The 16,792-nt window shown below is 76.1% G+C and carries 6 protein-coding genes; 3 read left to right on the forward strand and 3 right to left on the reverse strand.

Features of this window, described 5'->3' with window-relative positions:
- The first annotated feature begins 36 nt into the window (after positions 1–36).
- The 3 genes from EES43_RS23610 (at position 37) to EES43_RS23620 (ending at position 9,950) form a co-directional block, all read left to right on the forward strand.
- Positions 37–7,350, forward strand: coding sequence for a non-ribosomal peptide synthetase (locus EES43_RS23610; protein ID WP_124270573.1), 7,314 nt, complete (start codon positions 37–39; stop codon positions 7,348–7,350).
- Positions 7,347–8,585: a cytochrome P450 gene (locus EES43_RS23615; protein WP_124270574.1), complete on the forward strand. Its 1,239-nt coding sequence runs from the start codon at positions 7,347–7,349 to the stop codon at positions 8,583–8,585. Before EES43_RS23610 ends, EES43_RS23615 begins: the two co-directional genes overlap by 4 nt.
- 93 nt (positions 8,586–8,678) lie before the next feature.
- Complete coding sequence (locus tag EES43_RS23620) at positions 8,679–9,950, forward strand: MFS transporter (protein ID WP_124270575.1); 1,272 nt, start codon at positions 8,679–8,681, stop codon at positions 9,948–9,950.
- Between the two features lie 70 nt (positions 9,951–10,020).
- Here the strand turns inward: EES43_RS23620 and EES43_RS31760 are convergent, their stop codons facing one another.
- The 3 genes from EES43_RS31760 to EES43_RS23635 form a co-directional block, all read right to left on the reverse strand.
- Entirely contained in the window at positions 10,021–12,945 is a 2,925-nt protein-coding gene (locus EES43_RS31760; RefSeq protein ID WP_124270576.1) for a helix-turn-helix transcriptional regulator, read from the reverse strand.
- A gap of 135 nt (positions 12,946–13,080) precedes the next feature.
- Positions 13,081–13,296: a hypothetical protein gene (locus EES43_RS23630; RefSeq protein WP_124270577.1), complete on the reverse strand. Its 216-nt coding sequence runs from the start codon at positions 13,294–13,296 to the stop codon at positions 13,081–13,083.
- Between the two features lie 110 nt (positions 13,297–13,406).
- Positions 13,407–16,514, reverse strand: a complete 3,108-nt coding sequence (locus tag EES43_RS23635; protein WP_241192513.1) for a type 2 lanthipeptide synthetase LanM family protein — start codon at positions 16,512–16,514, stop codon at positions 13,407–13,409.
- Positions 16,515–16,792 lie beyond the last annotated feature (278 nt).

Here is a 16,792-nt window from a genome sequence, read left to right on the forward strand (position 1 = left end):
CCCTGACTTCTCCCCAGCGAGAGGACGGAGTTCCCCATGACCACTTCCGACGTGCGTCCCGGGCCCCTGGCCCCGAACGGCGACCAGCCCCCCGCCCGCGGCGACGGCGGCCTGTCGCCCGCTGCCCGGCGGCTGCTCCAGCAGCGGCTGAGCGGTGTCGCCGCGGCCACGGCCGACGGCCCGGTCCGGGCGGCCGAGCGGCCCGAGCGGCTGCCGCTGTCCGCCGCCCAGCGCCGCCTGTACTTCCTCGACCGGCTCGACCCCGGCGCCGCGACCTATCTGCTGCCCGCCGCCTGGCGGCTGGCCGGGCCGCTGGACGTGCCGGCCCTGCGCGCCGCCGTCGCCGGCCTCACCGCCCGCCACGAGCAGCTGCGCGTGGTCTTCCCCGAGCACGACGGGACGCCCCACCAGCGCGTGCTGCCCGCCGGGGACGACGTCCTGGACGTGGTGGACCTGACCGGCCCCGCCGACGGCGACCGCGAAGCGCTCCTGGCCGCCGCCGTGCGGAGCGCCGCCACGCGCCCCTTCGACCTGGCCCGCCGGCCCGCCTTCCGGGCCACCCTGGTGCGCGCCGCCGACGACGACCACGTCCTCGTCCTCGCCATGCACCACATCGTCTCCGACGGGTGGTCCCTCGGCCTCCTCGTCCGCGACCTCGGCGAGCTGTACGCGGCCCGCACCGCCGGCCGCGTAGCGGACCTTCCCGAACTGCCCCTGGACTACACCGACTACGCCCTGTGGCAGGACCGTGCCGACCACACGGCGGAGCTGGCGCACTGGCGTACGCGGCTGGAGGGGCTGACGCCCCTGGAGCTGCCCGCCGACCACCCCCGCCCGGACGCCCCGGGCGGCGACGGGGCCGCGCACACCCTCACCCTGCCGGCCGCGCTCGCCGACGAACTGGCCGAACTGGGCCGCCGCACGGGCGCCACCGCGTACATGATCGTGCTGGCCGCGTTCCAGGCCGCGCTCGCCTTCCGCAGCGGACAGGACGACATCGCGGTGGGCACCGTCGTCGCCAACCGGGAGCGCCCGGAGATCGAGCAGCTGGTCGGCTTCTTCGTCAACACCCTCGTGCTCCGCGCCGACCTGTCCGACGACCCCACGCCCGCGGCCTTCCTGGCCCGCACCAGGGAGAGCGCCCTGGACGCCTTCTCCCACCAGACGCTGCCCTTCGAGCAGGTCGTCGACGCGCTCAGCCCGGAGCGGGACCTCGCCCGCAACCCGCTGGTCCAGGTCCTGTTCACGCACTCCTCCGCCGAACCGGGCGGCCTCGCCCTCGGCGGTGTGCACGGCGTCCCGTACCGGATCGACCTCACCACCGCGAAGTTCGACCTGGCGCTCGAACTCCGCGACGGCCACGGCCCCGCCGAGCTGGTCTTCGTCTACCGCTCGGACCTCTACGACGCCGCGTCCGTCAGCTCCCTCGCCCAGCACACCGTGACGTTCCTGGAAGCGTTCTGCCGCACCCCCGACACCCCGCTCGGCAGCATCGACCCGCTGACCGCCGAGGAACGCGCCGGACTGCTGGGCCCCGACGGACCGGCCAACGCCGGGCCCCCGGCCGCACCCGCCCCGCGTACCGCGCCCGAGCGCCTGGCCGAGCACATCGCCCGCACCCCGCACGCCGCCGCCGTCAGCGGCTCCGGCCGCACCCTGACCTACGCCGAACTCGACGCGGCGGCCTCGGCGCTGGCCCGCCGGATGCGCGCGGCCGGGGTCGCGCCGGGCTCGCTCGTCGGCGTCTGCCTGGAGCGCTCGCCCGACCTGGCCGTCGCGCTGCTCGCCGTCTGGCGGACCGGCGCGGGCTACCTTCCGCTGGACCCGGCCCACCCGCACGCCCGCCGCGCGTTCACCGTCGCGGACGCCGGCATCGACTGGATCGTGGCCGACGCGGCCTCCCGGGCGGCGGCCGAGGCGCTGCCCGCGGGCGTCATCCCGCTGGAGGCCGACGACGACGCACTGCGGGCGCGGGACGAGGCCGGGGCGGGCGGTGACCTCCGCCCGGCCCCGGACGACCTCGCCTACGTCATCTACACCTCCGGTTCCACCGGACGGCCCAAGGGCGTCGAAATCACCCACGCCAACCTCGCCTGGCTGCTGGACGCCGCCGACCGCCACTTCGACTTCGGCCCGTCGGACGTGTGGACGCAGGTGCACTCCCCGGCCTTCGACTTCTCCGTCTGGGAGCTGTGGACGCCGCTCACCAGCGGCGGACGCGTCGTCGTGCTGGACGCCGACCAGGTGCGCGACCCGGCCGCCGTGCACCGGGTGCTGCGCGAGGAGGGCGTCACCGTCCTCAACCAGACGCCCGCCGCCTTCAAGGGCCTGCGCGCCCAGGTGGCCGGCGGCGAAGCCGGCTTCGCGGACCTGCCCCTGCGGACGGTGGTCTTCGGCGGCGACGCGTTCGACGTACGGGACTACCGCGACTGGTTCGCCGCCCCCGGCCCCAAGCCCGACCTGGTCAACATGTACGGCATCACGGAGACCACCGTGCACGTCACCTTCGGCCGCGTCACCGAGGACGACGTGCGCGGAACGGTCCGCTCGCCCATCGGCCGCCCGCTGACCGGCCAGCACGGCTACGTCCTGGACGCCCGGGGCCGCCTGGTCCCACCGGGCAGCACCGGCGAGCTGTACGTCTCCGGCGGCGGCGTCGCCCGCGGCTACCGCAACCGGCCGGAGCTGACCGCCGAGCGCTTCCTCGACGACCCGTTCGGTGCGCCGGGCGGCCGGATGTACCGCACCGGAGACCTGGTCCGGGTCGAGCGGGACGGCCGGCTCGGCTACGTCGGCCGCGCCGACCACCAGGTCAAGATCCGGGGCTACCGCATCGAGCCCGGCGAGATCGAGACCGTGCTGCGCGCCCTGTCCGGCGTCGCCGACGCCGCCGTCGTCGCCCGCCCGGAACGCGACGGCGCGCGTCTGGTCGCCCACGTCGTCACCACCGAGGGCCGCCCGCTGGACGCCCCGGCGCTGCGCGAGGGCCTGCGGCTCCAGCTGCCCGACCACATGGTGCCCGCCCTCTTCGTACGCCACCCCCGGCTGCCGCTCACCGCCAACGGCAAGGTCGACCGCGCCGCCCTGACCGCCATCACCCCGGCCGCGGCGGCCCGCGGCGGGCACGTACCGCCCGAGGGGCCGGTGGAGAGCGTCCTCGCCGGCGTCTGGGCGCAGGTGCTCGGAGCCGAACACGTGGGCCGCACCGACAACTTCTTCGACCTGGGCGGCGACTCGATCCTGGCGCTGCGCGTGGTCGGCCTGGCCCGGCAGGGCGGCCTCGCCCTCACCATCGCCGACGTCTTCCGCGCCCGCACCCTGGCCGACCTCGCCGGGGCCGCGACCGAGGCGCGCGAGGCCCCCGAGCCCGTCGCGCCCTTCACGCAGCTGGACCCCGCCGACGCCGACCGGCTGCCGGAGGGCCTGGAGGACGCCTACCCCCTGACCATGCTCCAGGCGGGCATGCTGCACGAAATGCTCGCCGACCCGCTGCACGGCGCGTACCACAACGTGACCGACCTCAAGATCACCGTCCCGGAGGGCTTCGACCGTGCGGCGTTCCAGGCCGCTGTGGACGCGGCCGTCGCCGGGCACGGCATCCTGCGCACCTCCGTCGACCTCGTCTCCTACCGCGAACCGCTGCAACTCGTCCACCGCGGCGCCCACCTGCCCGTCGGCTACACCGACCTGCGCGGCCTGCCCCGCGAGGACCAGCGGGCCCGGCTGCGCCGGTTCGTTGACGAGGAGTTCGACCACCGCTTCGACCTGTCGGCCGCCCCGCTGGTCCGCATCCACCTCCACCACGTCACCGACACCGAACTGCGCCTCGTCCTCACCGACTGCCATGTCGTGCTCGACGGCTGGAGCCTGACCTCGCTCGTCGCCGACCTGCTCGAACTCCACCGGCAGGCCGTCGCCCACCGCACCGCGCCGCGACCGCCGAGCGCCCCGGCCTTCGCCGAGTACGTGGCCCTGGAACGGGCCGCGCTGCACAGCGAACCGTCGCTGGACTACTGGCGCGGACGCCTCGCCGACCTGCGCCCGGTGAGCTTCGCCCGGCGCGCCGACGCCGACGCCGGGCAGCAGCCGCTGTACGAGGTGCGGCGCTCCTACGCGGACCTCGCCGAGCCGATCGGCCGGCTGGCCCGCGAGGCGGGCGTACCCCGGCGCACGGTGCTGATCGCCGCGTTCCACCACACCATGAGCCTGTTCGCCCAGCGCGACGACAGCGCCCTCGGCCACAGCATCGGCCTGGTCACCAACGGCCGGCCCGAGGTGCCGGACGCGGACCGGATGCGCGGCCTGTTCCTCAACACCGTGCCCTTCGGCGTCGCCCGGCCCCGCGGCAGCTGGATCGACTACCTGCGGGACGTCTTCGCCACCGAGCAGGAGATGCTGCCGCACCGCCGCGTGCCCCTGGTCCGCATCGCGCAACTGCGCCCGACCGAACCCGGCCTGGTCGACGCCGTCTTCAACTACGTCAACTTCCACCGGCTCACGCACGACACCTGGGACGACTCCCTGGAGATCGCCCGCACCCTCTTCCCGCTGCTGGTCAACGCGAGCGTGAACGGCTTCACGCTGGACGCCGACCCCGACCGGGTCCCGCCCGCCACCGCCGAACAGCTCGCCGACGTGCTGTGCGCGCAACTGGCCGCCATGGTCGCCGACCCGCAGGCCCGCGTCACCCGGCCCGCACTGACCGGCCCGGCGCGCACCACCGTGCTGGAGGACTGGGCGCGCGGCCCCGAACTGCCCTCCTCGCCGCTCCTGTTCCACGAGCACATCGCCGTCCACGCCGCCCGCACCCCCAACGCGGTGGCCGTCGAGGGCTGCGGCGAAACGCTGACCTACGGCGAACTGGTCGAGCAGGCAGATGAGTTGGCGCAGACGTTGCGCGGCCTCGGCGTCGGTCCGGAGACGGTCGTCGGCATCTGCGCGGAACGCGGCTGCGACCTGGTGCGCGCCGCCGTCGGCGTCCTGCGCTCGGGCGGCGCGTTCCTGCCGCTGGACGCCCAGCACCCCACCGAGCGACTGGAGTTCATGGTCAGGGACAGCGGTATGCGGGTGCTGCTGACCCAGCGCCCGCTGGCGGGCACCGTACCCTTCGACGGTCCGGTGCTCCACCTCGACGCCGAACCGGACGCGCCCCTGCCGGCCCCCGCCGCGGCACCGACCACCGGTCCCGTCGAAGCCGACGCCGACACCGTCGCGTACATCATCTACACCTCCGGATCGACCGGCACGCCCAAGGGCGTGGCGATCCCGCACCGCGGCCTGTCCAACATGCTGGAGGGCCAGCGCGACCTGGTCGGACCGCTCGCCACCGACCGGGTGCTCCAGTTCGCGTCGTTCGGCTTCGACGCCTCCGTGCTGGAGCTCACCTGGGCGCTCGCCAACGGCGGCCGGCTGGTGACCGCTCCCCGGCAGGCGCTGCGCCCCGGGCCGGACCTGGCCGAGACCCTGCGCGGCGGGCGCGTCACCGGGGCCATGCTCCCGCCGAGCGCCCTCGCGGTCCTCGGGGAAGACGCCTTCCCCGACCTGCGCGTGCTCCAGGTCGCCGGCGAGGCCTGCCCGGCGGAGCTGGCCGACGTCTGGGCCCGGGGCCGCCGCTTCCAGAACGTCTACGGCCTCACCGAGACCACCGTCTGGTCGGTCGCCGCCGACCTCAGCCCCGGCCGGGGACGGCCGCCCATCGGCAGCCCGATACGCAACACCCGCGTCCACGTCCTGGACGACGACCTCCAGCCCGTCCCCGTCGGCGTCCCCGGCGAGATCCACCTCGGCGGCCGGGCCGTCGGCCGCGGCTACCTCGGACGCCCCGCCCTGACCGCCGCCGCCTACGTCCCCGACCCCTACGGGGCCCCCGGCGAGCGGCTGTGCCGCACCGGCGACCTCGGCGCGCTCCGGCCCGACGGCACGGTGGAATGGCTCGGACGCCGCGACAGCCAGGTCAAACTGCGCGGCTTCCGCATCGAGCTCGGCGAGATCGAGCACGCGCTGCGCCGGCTCCCCGAGGTGCGCCAGGCCGTCGTGCTGCACCGCACCGACCTCCCGGGCGAACCGGCGCTCGTCGCCTACCTGGTGACGGACGGCTCACCGGGCGCCGAGCCCCGGGAGCTGCGCCTCGCGCTTCGCTCCTCGCTGCCCGGCTACATGGTCCCCGCCCGCTTCGTCGTCCTGGACGCGATGCCGGTCAACACCAGCGGCAAGATCGACAAGCGGGCGCTCCCGCTGCCGCCGGCCGACCGCGCCGAGAGCGACATCGCCTACGTCGCCCCGGCCACGCCCGCCGAGAAGACGCTGGCCGAGGTCTGGCGGGAAGTCCTCGGCCTCTCCCGGATCGGCGTCGACGACGACTTCTTCCGCATCGGCGGCAGCTCGCTGTCCACGGTCCGCGTCTCGCTGATGGCCGCCGCCCGCGGCCTGACCGTCTCCGTCGGCGACCTGATCGAGCACCCCACCATCGCCCGGCTCGCCGACCACGTGACCCGCACCGCCACCGCCGAACTGCCCGCCGCCGTCACCTCCCGGGTGCGGCTGCGCGACGGCGAGGGAGCCCCGCTGTGGTGCGTGCACCCCACCGGAGGCAGCGCCGCCTGGTTCGTCCCGCTCGCGCGGGCCCTGCCGCCGGGCCGGCCCGTGCACGCCTTCCAGGCGCGCGGCCTGCTCGGCGGGGTGGACCCGAGCACCGTGGCCGGCATCGCCGCCAACTACGTCGGCGAGATGGCCGAGGGCGAAGGGCAGGGCCCGCACGAACTCCTCGGCTGGTCCATGGGCGCCAACATCGCCCTGGAGATGGCCACCCAACTGCACGAGGGCGGCCACCGCGTCGCCCCGCTCGTCCTGATCGAGCCCTACCTGCCCAACCCGGCCGCCCGCGCCCGGCTCACCGGCGTGGCCCGCGAGCTGCGCGAGGCCCTGCGGATGCGGGACCGGCTGCGCAGCCTGCCGCCGTCCCCGCGGCGCGACACGGCGGCGGCCGAGCTCACCGCCGCGCTCCTGGGCGCGGGCATGAGCCCCACGGAGGCGTCACTCGTCGAGGACGCCCCGATCGAGGTGTGGCACTCGCTGCTCGCCGCCCTCGCCGCGTACGAGGTCAGGCCCTACCCCGGACACGTCCACCTCGTGGTGGGCAGCGAGGCCGCCGGACTGCCGGCCGGCCGCACCATGCCGGGCCTGGACGTCGACTACGCGACCTACGTCGAGCGCTGGCGCGCGGTGGCCGGAGACGGGCTCACCCTCCACGTCAGCGACGGCGACCACATGTCCGTACTGGCCGGTCCGAGAGCGGCGAACATCGCCCGGCTCCTCGACTCCGTCGCCACCGCCCCCGAGGAGGGCCGATGACCACCGCCCCCGTACTCGCCCCCGCGTTCACCGAGCGCTACCTGCTCTCCGCCGACCTCAACGCCGACCCCTACGGCTACCTCGACTCCCTGCGCGAGCACGCTCCGGTCCACTGGAGCCCGATGCACCACGCCTGGCTCGTCACCGGCTACGACCAGGTCATGCGGTGCCTGCGCCATCCCGCGGTCTCCGCGGACCGGGTGCGCCCGCTGATGGACGCCGTGCCGCAAGGGGCCCGCGAGGACGCCGAACGCGCCTTCTCCGTGCTGTCGCGCTGGATGGTCTTCAACGACCCGCCGCAGCACCGCAGGCTGCGCCAGGTCTTCCAGGAGCAGTTCGCCGCCCGGTCCGTGGCCCGCTACCGGACCTTCAGCGAACGCGCCACCGCGGCCCTGCTGGCCCGCCGCTCCCGCCCCGGCGAGGACGGCGACCTGATGGCCGACATCGCCAAACCGCTCCCGGCGCTGGTGTTCGCCCGCTGGCTCGGCGTCCCGCAGAAGGACGCCCCGTCGTTCTGGTACTGGAACGCCCGGGTGGCCGACCTCGTGCTCGGCACCGCCCAGGAGGAGAGCGAGTACCGGGCGTCGCTCCAGGCGCTCGTCAGCCTGGAGGACTACCTGGCCGGACTCGTCGCCGAGCGCCGCGCCGCCCCGGCGGACGACCTGATCAGCTCGGTGCTCGGCGGCGGCCGGGTGGGGCGCACGGTCACCGAGGAGGAGTTCACCGGGCTGCTCACCCAGATGGCGTTCGCCGGCGGCGAGACCACCAGCAACCTCATCGCCAACACCGTCCTCGCCCTGCTGGAGCGACCCGACCAGCTCGAAGCCGTCCGCGCCGACCCCACGCTCGTGCCGGGCGCGGTCGAGGAGACGCTGCGGCTCGACGGCCCCTCCAAGATGTCGATCCGCACCGCCGCCCGCGATCTCGACCTGGACGGGCACACCGTCCGCGCGGGCGAACGCATCTTCCTGGTGACCGCCGCCGCCAACCGCGACCCCGAACGCTTCGCCGAACCCGGCCGGTTCGACGTCCGGCGCACCGGCGCCACCCACCTCGGGTTCGGCTTCGGGGCCCACTTCTGCATCGGCGCGGCGCTCGCCCGCCTGGTCGCCGTCGCCGTGGTGGGCACGGTGGTCCGCGACTACCCGGCCCTCGCCCTGCGCGACCCCGACGGGCACGCCTGGCAGCCCTCCCTGCTCAACCGGAGCCTCACCGCCCTGCCCGTGAGCTACTGACCGGCCCGCGCCGCCCGGTCCCCACCGCGGCGTCCGGCGCGCCCCGCGCCCGCCGGACGCTGCCCCGCACCCGATCCGACGAAAGGCTCACCGATGGCCACCACCCTGGAAGACCGCGCGGGCCCCCGGCTGTGGACGCCCGCCCGACACCGCTCCTTCCGGCTGCTGTGGGCGGGGCAGTCGCTCTCCCTGCTCGGCGACGGCTTCAGCGTCGTCGCCTTCTCCTGGATCACGCTCAGCCTCACCGGCTCCACCCTCACCCTCGGCTACGTCCTCGCCTTCCAGGCGGTGCCCCGGGCCCTGCTGACCCTGGTCGGCGGCTCGCTCACCGGGACCTGGTCGGCCCGCACGCTCATGGTCGCCTCCAGCTGGACCCGCGCCGCGCTGATGGCCGCCGTCGGACTCGCCGGTCTGAGCGGCGACCTGACGGTGTGGGCCCTGTGCCTGGCGGCGGCTGCCTTCGGCACCGTCGACGCCTTCTTCCAGCCGGCCCGCGTCTCGATCCTGCCCTCCGTCGTCGAGAAGGACCTGCTCACTCCGGCCAACGCGCTGCTCGGCGCGGGGAGCCGGGTCGCCGCCGTCGCCGGGCCCGCCGTCGGCGGCGTGGTCATCGCGATGAGCGACGCGCCCGTCGCCTTCCTCGTCGACGCGGTCTGCTTCGCCCTGTGCGGCCTGTTCGTCGCCCGCGTCCGCACCCTGCCCCGCCCGCCGGCTCCGCCCGCCGCACCGGCCGACGGCGCGGAGGCGGGCAAGCCCGCCGCCACGTCGCTCGGCGCCCGCATCCGCGAAGGCGTGGTCTACACCTGGCGCGACCCCCGGCTGCGGACCATCGTCGTCTTCGACACGGCGGTCAACTTCTGCTACGCCGGACCCTTCACCGTCGGCTTCGCCACCCTCGCCGACCAGGTGCTGCGCGGCGGCTCGGCGACGCTCGGCGTGCTCAACGGATCGCTGGCAGGCGGCGCGATGCTCGGCACGCTCGCCGGCGGACTGATGGGCGGCCGGCCGCGCGTCGGCCTGCTCATCGCCGGGCTGGCCGGCTGGCTGGCCGCCGGGATGGCCCTCCTCGGCCTGGTGCACAGCACCCCGGCCGTGGTGCTGACCGTCCTCGCCATGGGCTTCGCCATCGGCTTCCAGGGCGTCTTCGGGGTGAGCTGGATCCAGCGCAACATCCCCGAGGACGTCCTCAGCCGGGTCATCTCCGTCGACATGGTCCTCGGCTACGCCGCGGCCCCGCTCTCGCTCATCGTGTGCGGGGCGCTGGCCAGGACCGGAACGTTCGCCATGTTCGGCGGAGTGGCCCTGGTGCTCGCCGTCACCGGCCTGGCCGTCCTCGCCTCCCGGCCCGTGCGCGCCATGCGCTGAACCGGCGGCCGGGGGCGGGCGCTCCCGGCCGCGGCCCGTCGCGGCGGCGGGCGGCTCGGGCCCGGGCGGCTCAGACCCCGCGGCCGGGCCGCCGCGCCGCCGCCGAACGGGCGCACAGGTCAGCCCGGTTGGCCGCGCCGGTCTTGGTGATCAGACTGGCGATGTGCTTCTCGGCCGTACGCGGCGAGATGAACAGCCGGTCCGCGATGTCCTTGTTGCCCAGCCGCTCGGCGAGCAGCCCGAAGACCTCGAACTCCCGGACGGTGACGCCCAGGGCGCGCAGCTCCTCCGGAATGCCGCTGGTGCCCGTGCGGTGCTGGTGCACCGGAGCGCCGAGCCGGCGCAGCGCCGCCCGGCAGGCGTTCACGACCGGAAGCACGTCCTGCTCGTGGAAGTGGTGCTCCGCCCGGCGCAGCCACGCCACCGGATCGCCCCAGCCGTCCGCGTGCGCCGCGTCCGAGATCAGCCGCAGCCCCAGATGGAGCGCGGCCGGATACGGCTCCGCCTCGCCCAGCGCCTCCTCGACCGCCGCCGCCGCCCGTGCGCCCCGCCCCTCGCGGCCCAGCAGGACCGCGTCCGCGAGCAGCACGAACTGGCGGTTCCAGCGCATCCGCCCCACGGCGGTGGCCGAGACCTCCTCGTGCCGGGCCCGGTCGGCGTCCCCGGCCAGCACGTCCAGCAGCAGCCCGATCCCGTGCGTGCCGCTGAGGTGGTACGTGCTCGGGTTGCCCTCCTCCAGCGCGGTCACCGCCCGCAGTTCCGCACGGGCCAGCTCGCGGTCCTCCTCCATCAGGGCGCAGAAGGCGCGGGCCATGCCCAGCGTGAGCGGCTCCTCCTGCGACCCCGCGCCGTCCCACTCCGCGAACGAGGCCACCGCCGCCTCCATCGCCGCCCGGTCGCCCCGGTGCGCCTCCAGCGCCGCCCGCGCCATCAGCACATAGCGCACGGCCGGGGCGAGCCGCAGGCGGCGCACCACCGCCAGGCACTCCGCCGCGGCCTCCCGGGCCCGGTCGTAGGAGCCGCGCAGCACCGCGTCCAGGACGAGGATGCCGTCCACCGTGTGCATGATGCTCACCGAACCGAGCCGCAGCGCCTCCTCGCGGGCGGCCAGCAGCTCGCCCGTGTCGCCGCGCGCCAGCCAGGCGTTGCCGCCCTTGCGGGTGGCCGCGTACATCCGCTGGAGCGGCAGCCGGTGGTGCTCCGCGGTCGCCAGCGCCTGGTCGAGCATCGCCCGGGACTCCTCCGGGTCCCGCTCGCGGGCGACCGTCGCCAGCAGCTCCCACGCCTGGCAGGCCACGGCCGGAAGCTGGTGGCGCTCCGCCGCGTCGGCCGCCGAGCGGGCCAGCTTCTCGGCGTGCTGGGTGCGGTCGGCCCCCGGCGTGTCCAGCGCCAGATAGGCCGCGGTGACGTCGACGGCCGCCGAGGCCGCCTCGTCCGGGGCCGCGCCGAGCACCTGGCGGGCGCGGGCGATCTGCCGGTTGCCGTCGCTCCACCGCCCGGCGGTGTGCGCCACCTTGGCCAGCCGGGTGTGCAGGACGGCCAGCCGGGACGGGCTCAGCCCGGCGATGTCCAGCGCGTGCAGGTGCTCGGCCAGTTCGAAGGCGCGTGCGAAGTCGCCGGACTCGGCGAGGGCCGGCAGCAGGTGCTCCAGCGCCTCGGCCCGGCCCTGCGGATCGGCGCCCGGCGCCAGCAGGCTCTCGGCCCGGCTCAGCAGCGTCACCGCGGAGCCCAGCGCCCCGGCCGCCAGCGCCCGTCTGCCCGCCTCCGCGAACAGCCGTCCCGCCGCGCTGCGGTCACCGGCCTCCGCGTGCAGCCCGGCCGCCTGCGCGCACCATTCGCCGGGCAGGTCGGGGTGCAGCTCCCGCACCGCCTCCGCGCCCCGCCGGGCCAGGTCGGCGCGTTGACCGGGCGTCAGCTGGGTGAACAGCGCCTCCACGGTGAGCGAGTGCCGGAAGGAGTACCAGTCGGGCGCGGGCTCGTCGGGGATCACCAGACGGGCCGCGACCCCGGCGTGCAGATGGCTGAGCAGGCTCCGGTCGTCGACGCCGGTCATCCGCTGGAGCACGGTCAGCGGGAAGCGCCGTCCGAGCACCGCCGCCGCCGACAGCAGCGTCAGGCCCTCGGCGCCCAGCCGGTCGATCCGGCGCAGGATGCCCCGGGCCAGCGTGGAGGGGACGTCGGAGCGCGGATCGCCGACCACCCGCCAGCCCTCGGAGCCCTGGACCAGGGTGCCGGCGCCGATCATCGACTGGAGCAACTCCTCGACCAGGTACGGGCTGCCGGCGCTGTCCTCCCACAGCCGCTCCAGGATCGGCGCGGGCACCCGGCCCGCGTCGGTGCCGAGCTGCGCGGCGATCAGGCCGTGCGTCTGCTCGCGGCTGAGCGGCGGGAGTTCGACCAGCCCGGCCACCCCGCGCCGCCGGGCCGACTGCGCCAGGTCCAGGGCGTCGCTGAAGTCCGTGCGGACGGTGGCGAGCAGCAGGATCGGCGTGTTCTCCAGGTTGTCGACGAGGTATTCGAGCACGCCCAGGGTCTCCGGGTCGGCGTCGTGCAGGTCCTCCAGCAGCAGGAGCTGGCCCTGCCCCCGGTCCGAGGCGATCAGCAGGCGCAGCACCGCCTCGCCCAGGATGACCATGGAACTGCTGTCCCGCTCACCGGTGTCCCAGTCGGGTATGAGACGTCCGAGGACCGGCCGGTACGGGCCGAGCTCCAGGTCGTCCAGCGCCTGGCCGCTGCGGAACAGCGCCAGCAGCGCCTCGGTGAGCGGCCGGAACGGCACGGCCGGGCCCGTGGTGCTGCTCCGGCCCCGCAGGACGCGCGTACCGGCGGCGAGCGCCGTACCGACGGCCTCGGCCGCCAGCCGCGACTTGCCGACCCCGGCCTCGCCGATCAGGAAGACGACTCCGCCCTGCCCCCGTCTGGCGTCCGACAACGCACGTTCGAGGAGGAACAGTTGGGAGTCCCGCCCGATCAAGGAGAGCGCATGGGAACTCATGAACGCAGATCTTAATCGGATTGCCGGGAATCGCAGCAGGTCGCCCGAATCCCGTGGCCCGCCCGCAGCGGGGCGAGCGGGCCCGCCCGCCGTCCGACGGCCCGCCCCACCGGCTCCCGGAACGGACCGGGGAGGTCACTGCGGGGAGGAGACCGAGGTGTCCAGGCTCGTCAGCGTGATGACGATGCCGCTGGTCAGAACCATGCCCGCCAGGACTCTGACGCGGGCGCAGGCGCGGTTGCGCCCGCTCAGGGCGATCCCGCCCGCGGCGTCGTGCCCGGTCGCGGGGGCGGCCGGACCGTCGAGCGCGGCGGCGGTGGCGGACGGGGTGCCGGTGAGGTTCTGGTCCATGGTGGTGAGCCCCTTCTGATGAGGTCTGCGTGTGCCCGGAGTCGGTGTGCGGGTGCCAGGAGCGGTGGCCGGAGCGGTCGGACGACCCGTGCCCGGCCGGTGGGAGAGAGTCAGGAGTCGGTGGGCGTACGGTCGCGGGGGTGCTGGAGTAGGAGTGCGGACGGCACACGGTCGGGGTGCGCCAGGCGGAGCAGCCCGTAGCCGATGCCGGAGAGCCCGGTGAGCAGGCCGGGGGAGGGGACCCGGTCCGGGGTGGCGCAGCGGTGTCCCTGCGCCTCGACGGTCCCGAGCGCCTGGCCGGTGCGCAGGGCCAGGGCGTCGGACGCCGCCGGGTCGCCCGCGCCGGCCAGCAGCGTCAACGTCTCCAGGGCGCCGAGCGCCCCGTGGCCCAGGCTCAGGTCGGCCCCCGAGGCGAGGGCGGCCGAGCGCCCGGTCAGGGAAGCGGCCCGCGCCCGTCCGCCGGGCAGGTCCGCCGCGGCGGCCAGCACACCGGCCAGCCCGGTGGACCAGGACAGGTCGTCGGGCGCGGCCGAGGCCGCGGCGAGCGCCGGGCCCAGCAGAGCCCGCCCCGCCCCGGCGTGCCCGGCCCTCTCCGGCCGCAGGGCGGCGTAGCGCAGCAGCGCCCAGCCGATGCCCGCCGCGCCCCCGGCGAACCCGGCGGGCCCGCCCTCCGGCACCGGAGCCCGCAGCAGCGCGTCCGCCACGGCGTCGGCCAGCCGCAGCGCCCCGGCGTCGCCGGTGGCCTCGTGGACGGCGACCGCCGAGGCCAGCGCCCCGGCCGCGCCGCCCGCCAGGGACAGGTCCGAGCAGGACGCGACGGCGTGGCCCAGCGCGGTCAGCGCGTCCGGCAGGCAGTCCCGCAGCTCGGGGTCCAGCACCCGCGACAGCCGCACCAGGGTGTAGAGGATGCCGCCGATCCCGTCGTACGCGCCGGGACCGACCGCCGCGCACGGTTCGGCGTCCGCCGCCAGCGCCTTCAGCAGCGCCGGCAGCGGGCGTACGGCCTCCCGGGCGAGCGTCGTGTACCGCTCGGCCCCGGCCAGCGCGCCCGCCTCGGCGAGGAACAGCGCCACGCCGCAGTAGCCCTGCGCGAGCCCCGCGCCCATCGGCAGCACGGCCCAGTGGTCGGACGGAAAGCGTTCCAGGCAGAGCCAGTTGGATCGGCCGCCGGCGCTCAACGCCCGCGCGGCGATCTCGTCGGCGATGCCGCAGGCCGCGGCGAGCAGCCGTGAGGGGCTGGACGCCACCGCGGGCACCGGAGCCGGTACCAGCTCCGAACGGGGGCCGTCCAGTGGGGAGTCGGCACCGAGGGCCGCGAGCGTGGCGGCGACGATCCACTCCTGGTCGTGGCAGTCGACCCCGTCCATCCGCCCGATCTTGGCGCGCACCGCCCGCAGGCTCGCCACCGGCAGCAGGTCCGGCAGCCAGGTCCCGTCCGCCGTCCCGACCTCCGTGCCTGCGGGCCGGTGCGTGAACAGCGGTACGTCACCGCGCCACAGGTCTGCCGTCTCGTGCTCGATGAGCCGCTGGCGCGCCGGATCGTGCCGGGACTCCGTCCACAGGACCGCGAAGACCGCGTCCCGGGCCAGCGCGTCGCCGAGCAGCGAGGGGTGGGCGGACTCCTCCAGGAGCGTCGCGTAGAGCCGGGTGGCGCGGACCACGATCCGGGCCGGGGCGGAGCCGCGGGTCTCCAACGGGCCGTCGGGGGCGAGGAGTTCACCGCCCCGGGCGGCGATGGCCGCGTACGCCGTGCGGAAACCCTCCAGCAGCGCGGCGCGGTGGTCGGCCCCGGTCAGGGAACGGCCGCCGGGCAGCGGCTGGTTCTCCGCCCCCGGGCTGGTGACCGGTCCCCGCACCGCCCGCATGGTGTCCAGGCCGGTGTCCTCCCAGCGCAGCCCCTCGCTGGGGTGGGTGCCGTCGTCGGCGCGGCCGAGCGCGGAGATGTCCAGCGCCCCGTGCTCGCCGATCAGCAGGTGCGGCAGCAGGCAGGTGCGGTGCACGGAGGCGTGCAGAGCGTCCGCGGCCGGGTCGGCCCCGGCCGTCGTGGCCTGCGGCAGACCGGTGTGCAGCAGGGTCTCGGCGTCCACCAGCACCGGCTGGTCGGCGCAGGCGATGACGTTCTCGTAGTGCATGTCCGCGCCGTCCACCGCGTACAGCAGGGCCAGCAGGGCGCCCTGGCGGCGGTAGAAGGCGTCGGCCTCCGTCACCGAGCCGCACCAGCGGTGCTCGATGAACTCCAGCCAGCCGTACGTCTCCCGGCGCACCGTGCGCGGTGTGCGCAGGTCCAGCCCGGACACCGCGCCGTTGAGCCAGCCGGCCAGATCGTCGAGCAGCGCGTGGTGTTCCAGCGACCGCGGCTTGTACACCGCCCGCGACCCGTCGGCGAAACCGAGGACGGCCACCGACCGGCCGCCCTGGTGGGCGTCGCCGCGGCCCAGCTCGATCCTGGTCAGCGGGCCGGGGTCGCGGCCCGCGAAGAGGGAGGCGGTGAGTTCGGCGCGGTCCGCGTGGAAGCGCAGGCCCCACTCGCCGACCGCGTCGGCCGCGTCCAGCGCCGTACGGCCCAGCATCCGGGCCAGCACCGGGTAGGCGGTGAACAGGGCGCACAGGCCCGCCCGGCCGCCGGTCGCCGTGACGAAGGAGGCGAACCGCTCACCCGGCCCCCGGCCGTCCAGCCGCCCGGCGCGTCGCGCCGCGTCCAGCTCGCGCACCAGGGTGCGGGCCGCCAGCCGGGCCAGCCGGCGGCCGAGCCACAGCTCGAACGACGCCCCCACGACGTTCCGTTCGGCCTCCGGCAGCGGCGCCAGCCGCTCGGCGAGGCGCGCCGCGGCCGGGGCGGCCAGCGCCGCAACGACGGGCACGAACACCTCCGTGTCCTCGCCGCCGCAGGCCGGAGCCCGCGCCGGGCGGGGACCGACGGAGGCCAGCGCCTCCTCCACGTACCGCGCCCAGTCCGGGACGCCGGCTCGCCCGGCCAGCCGCTCGGCCGGCTCGTCGGCCAGGGCCGCCAGTCCGTCCGCGCCGATGCCGAGGTACGCCAGCCGCGCCGCGAAGCCCTCCGTGTCGCCGGCCGCCCAGGGGGTGCGGCGGGCCGGGGCGGTCGCGGCCACGGGTTCCCCCGGAGCGGCGACGCGCTCGGCGAGGGAGAGGGCCGGGGCCCACCAGGCGTTCGGCAGGCGCGGGCTCCGCGGGTTTCGGAGGCTGGCGGAATCAGTCACGAGAAGAACGTCCCAGACCCGGTGGACCCCCACATGGGGATGCGATCCCCATATTCTCCCCGGACCCCACCGGCAGGGTGGGGCCCGCAGTCCGGCGGGGCTCCCGATCCCTGCCCAACAGCCCTGCCACGCGAGGAACATGCCAGCTCAGCCGCGGTTCCCCGCAGACCGGCGGCACCCGCGCAGCCGCACCGGGAGCCAGGGGGGACCGCCCCCGCCGACCCTCCGCTCCGGCTCCCGCGACGCCCCGCACCCCCGCCCCTACCCACCCGAGGCCC

This window comes from Streptomyces sp. ADI96-02 (assembly GCF_003846185.1).
In the GTDB taxonomy this organism is placed as follows: Bacteria; Actinomycetota; Actinomycetes; order Streptomycetales; family Streptomycetaceae; genus Streptomyces.

Coding starts and splice junctions, on each gene's coding strand:
- EES43_RS23615 (WP_124270574.1), top strand. CDS start 7,347: ATGACCACCGCCCCCGTACTCGCCCCCGCGTTCACCGAGCGCTACCTG.
- EES43_RS23630 (WP_124270577.1), bottom strand. CDS start 13,296: ATGGACCAGAACCTCACCGGCACCCCGTCCGCCACCGCCGCCGCGCTC.
- EES43_RS31760 (WP_124270576.1), bottom strand. CDS start 12,945: ATGAGTTCCCATGCGCTCTCCTTGATCGGGCGGGACTCCCAACTGTTC.
- EES43_RS23620 (WP_124270575.1), top strand. CDS start 8,679: ATGGCCACCACCCTGGAAGACCGCGCGGGCCCCCGGCTGTGGACGCCC.
- EES43_RS23610 (WP_124270573.1), top strand. CDS start 37: ATGACCACTTCCGACGTGCGTCCCGGGCCCCTGGCCCCGAACGGCGAC.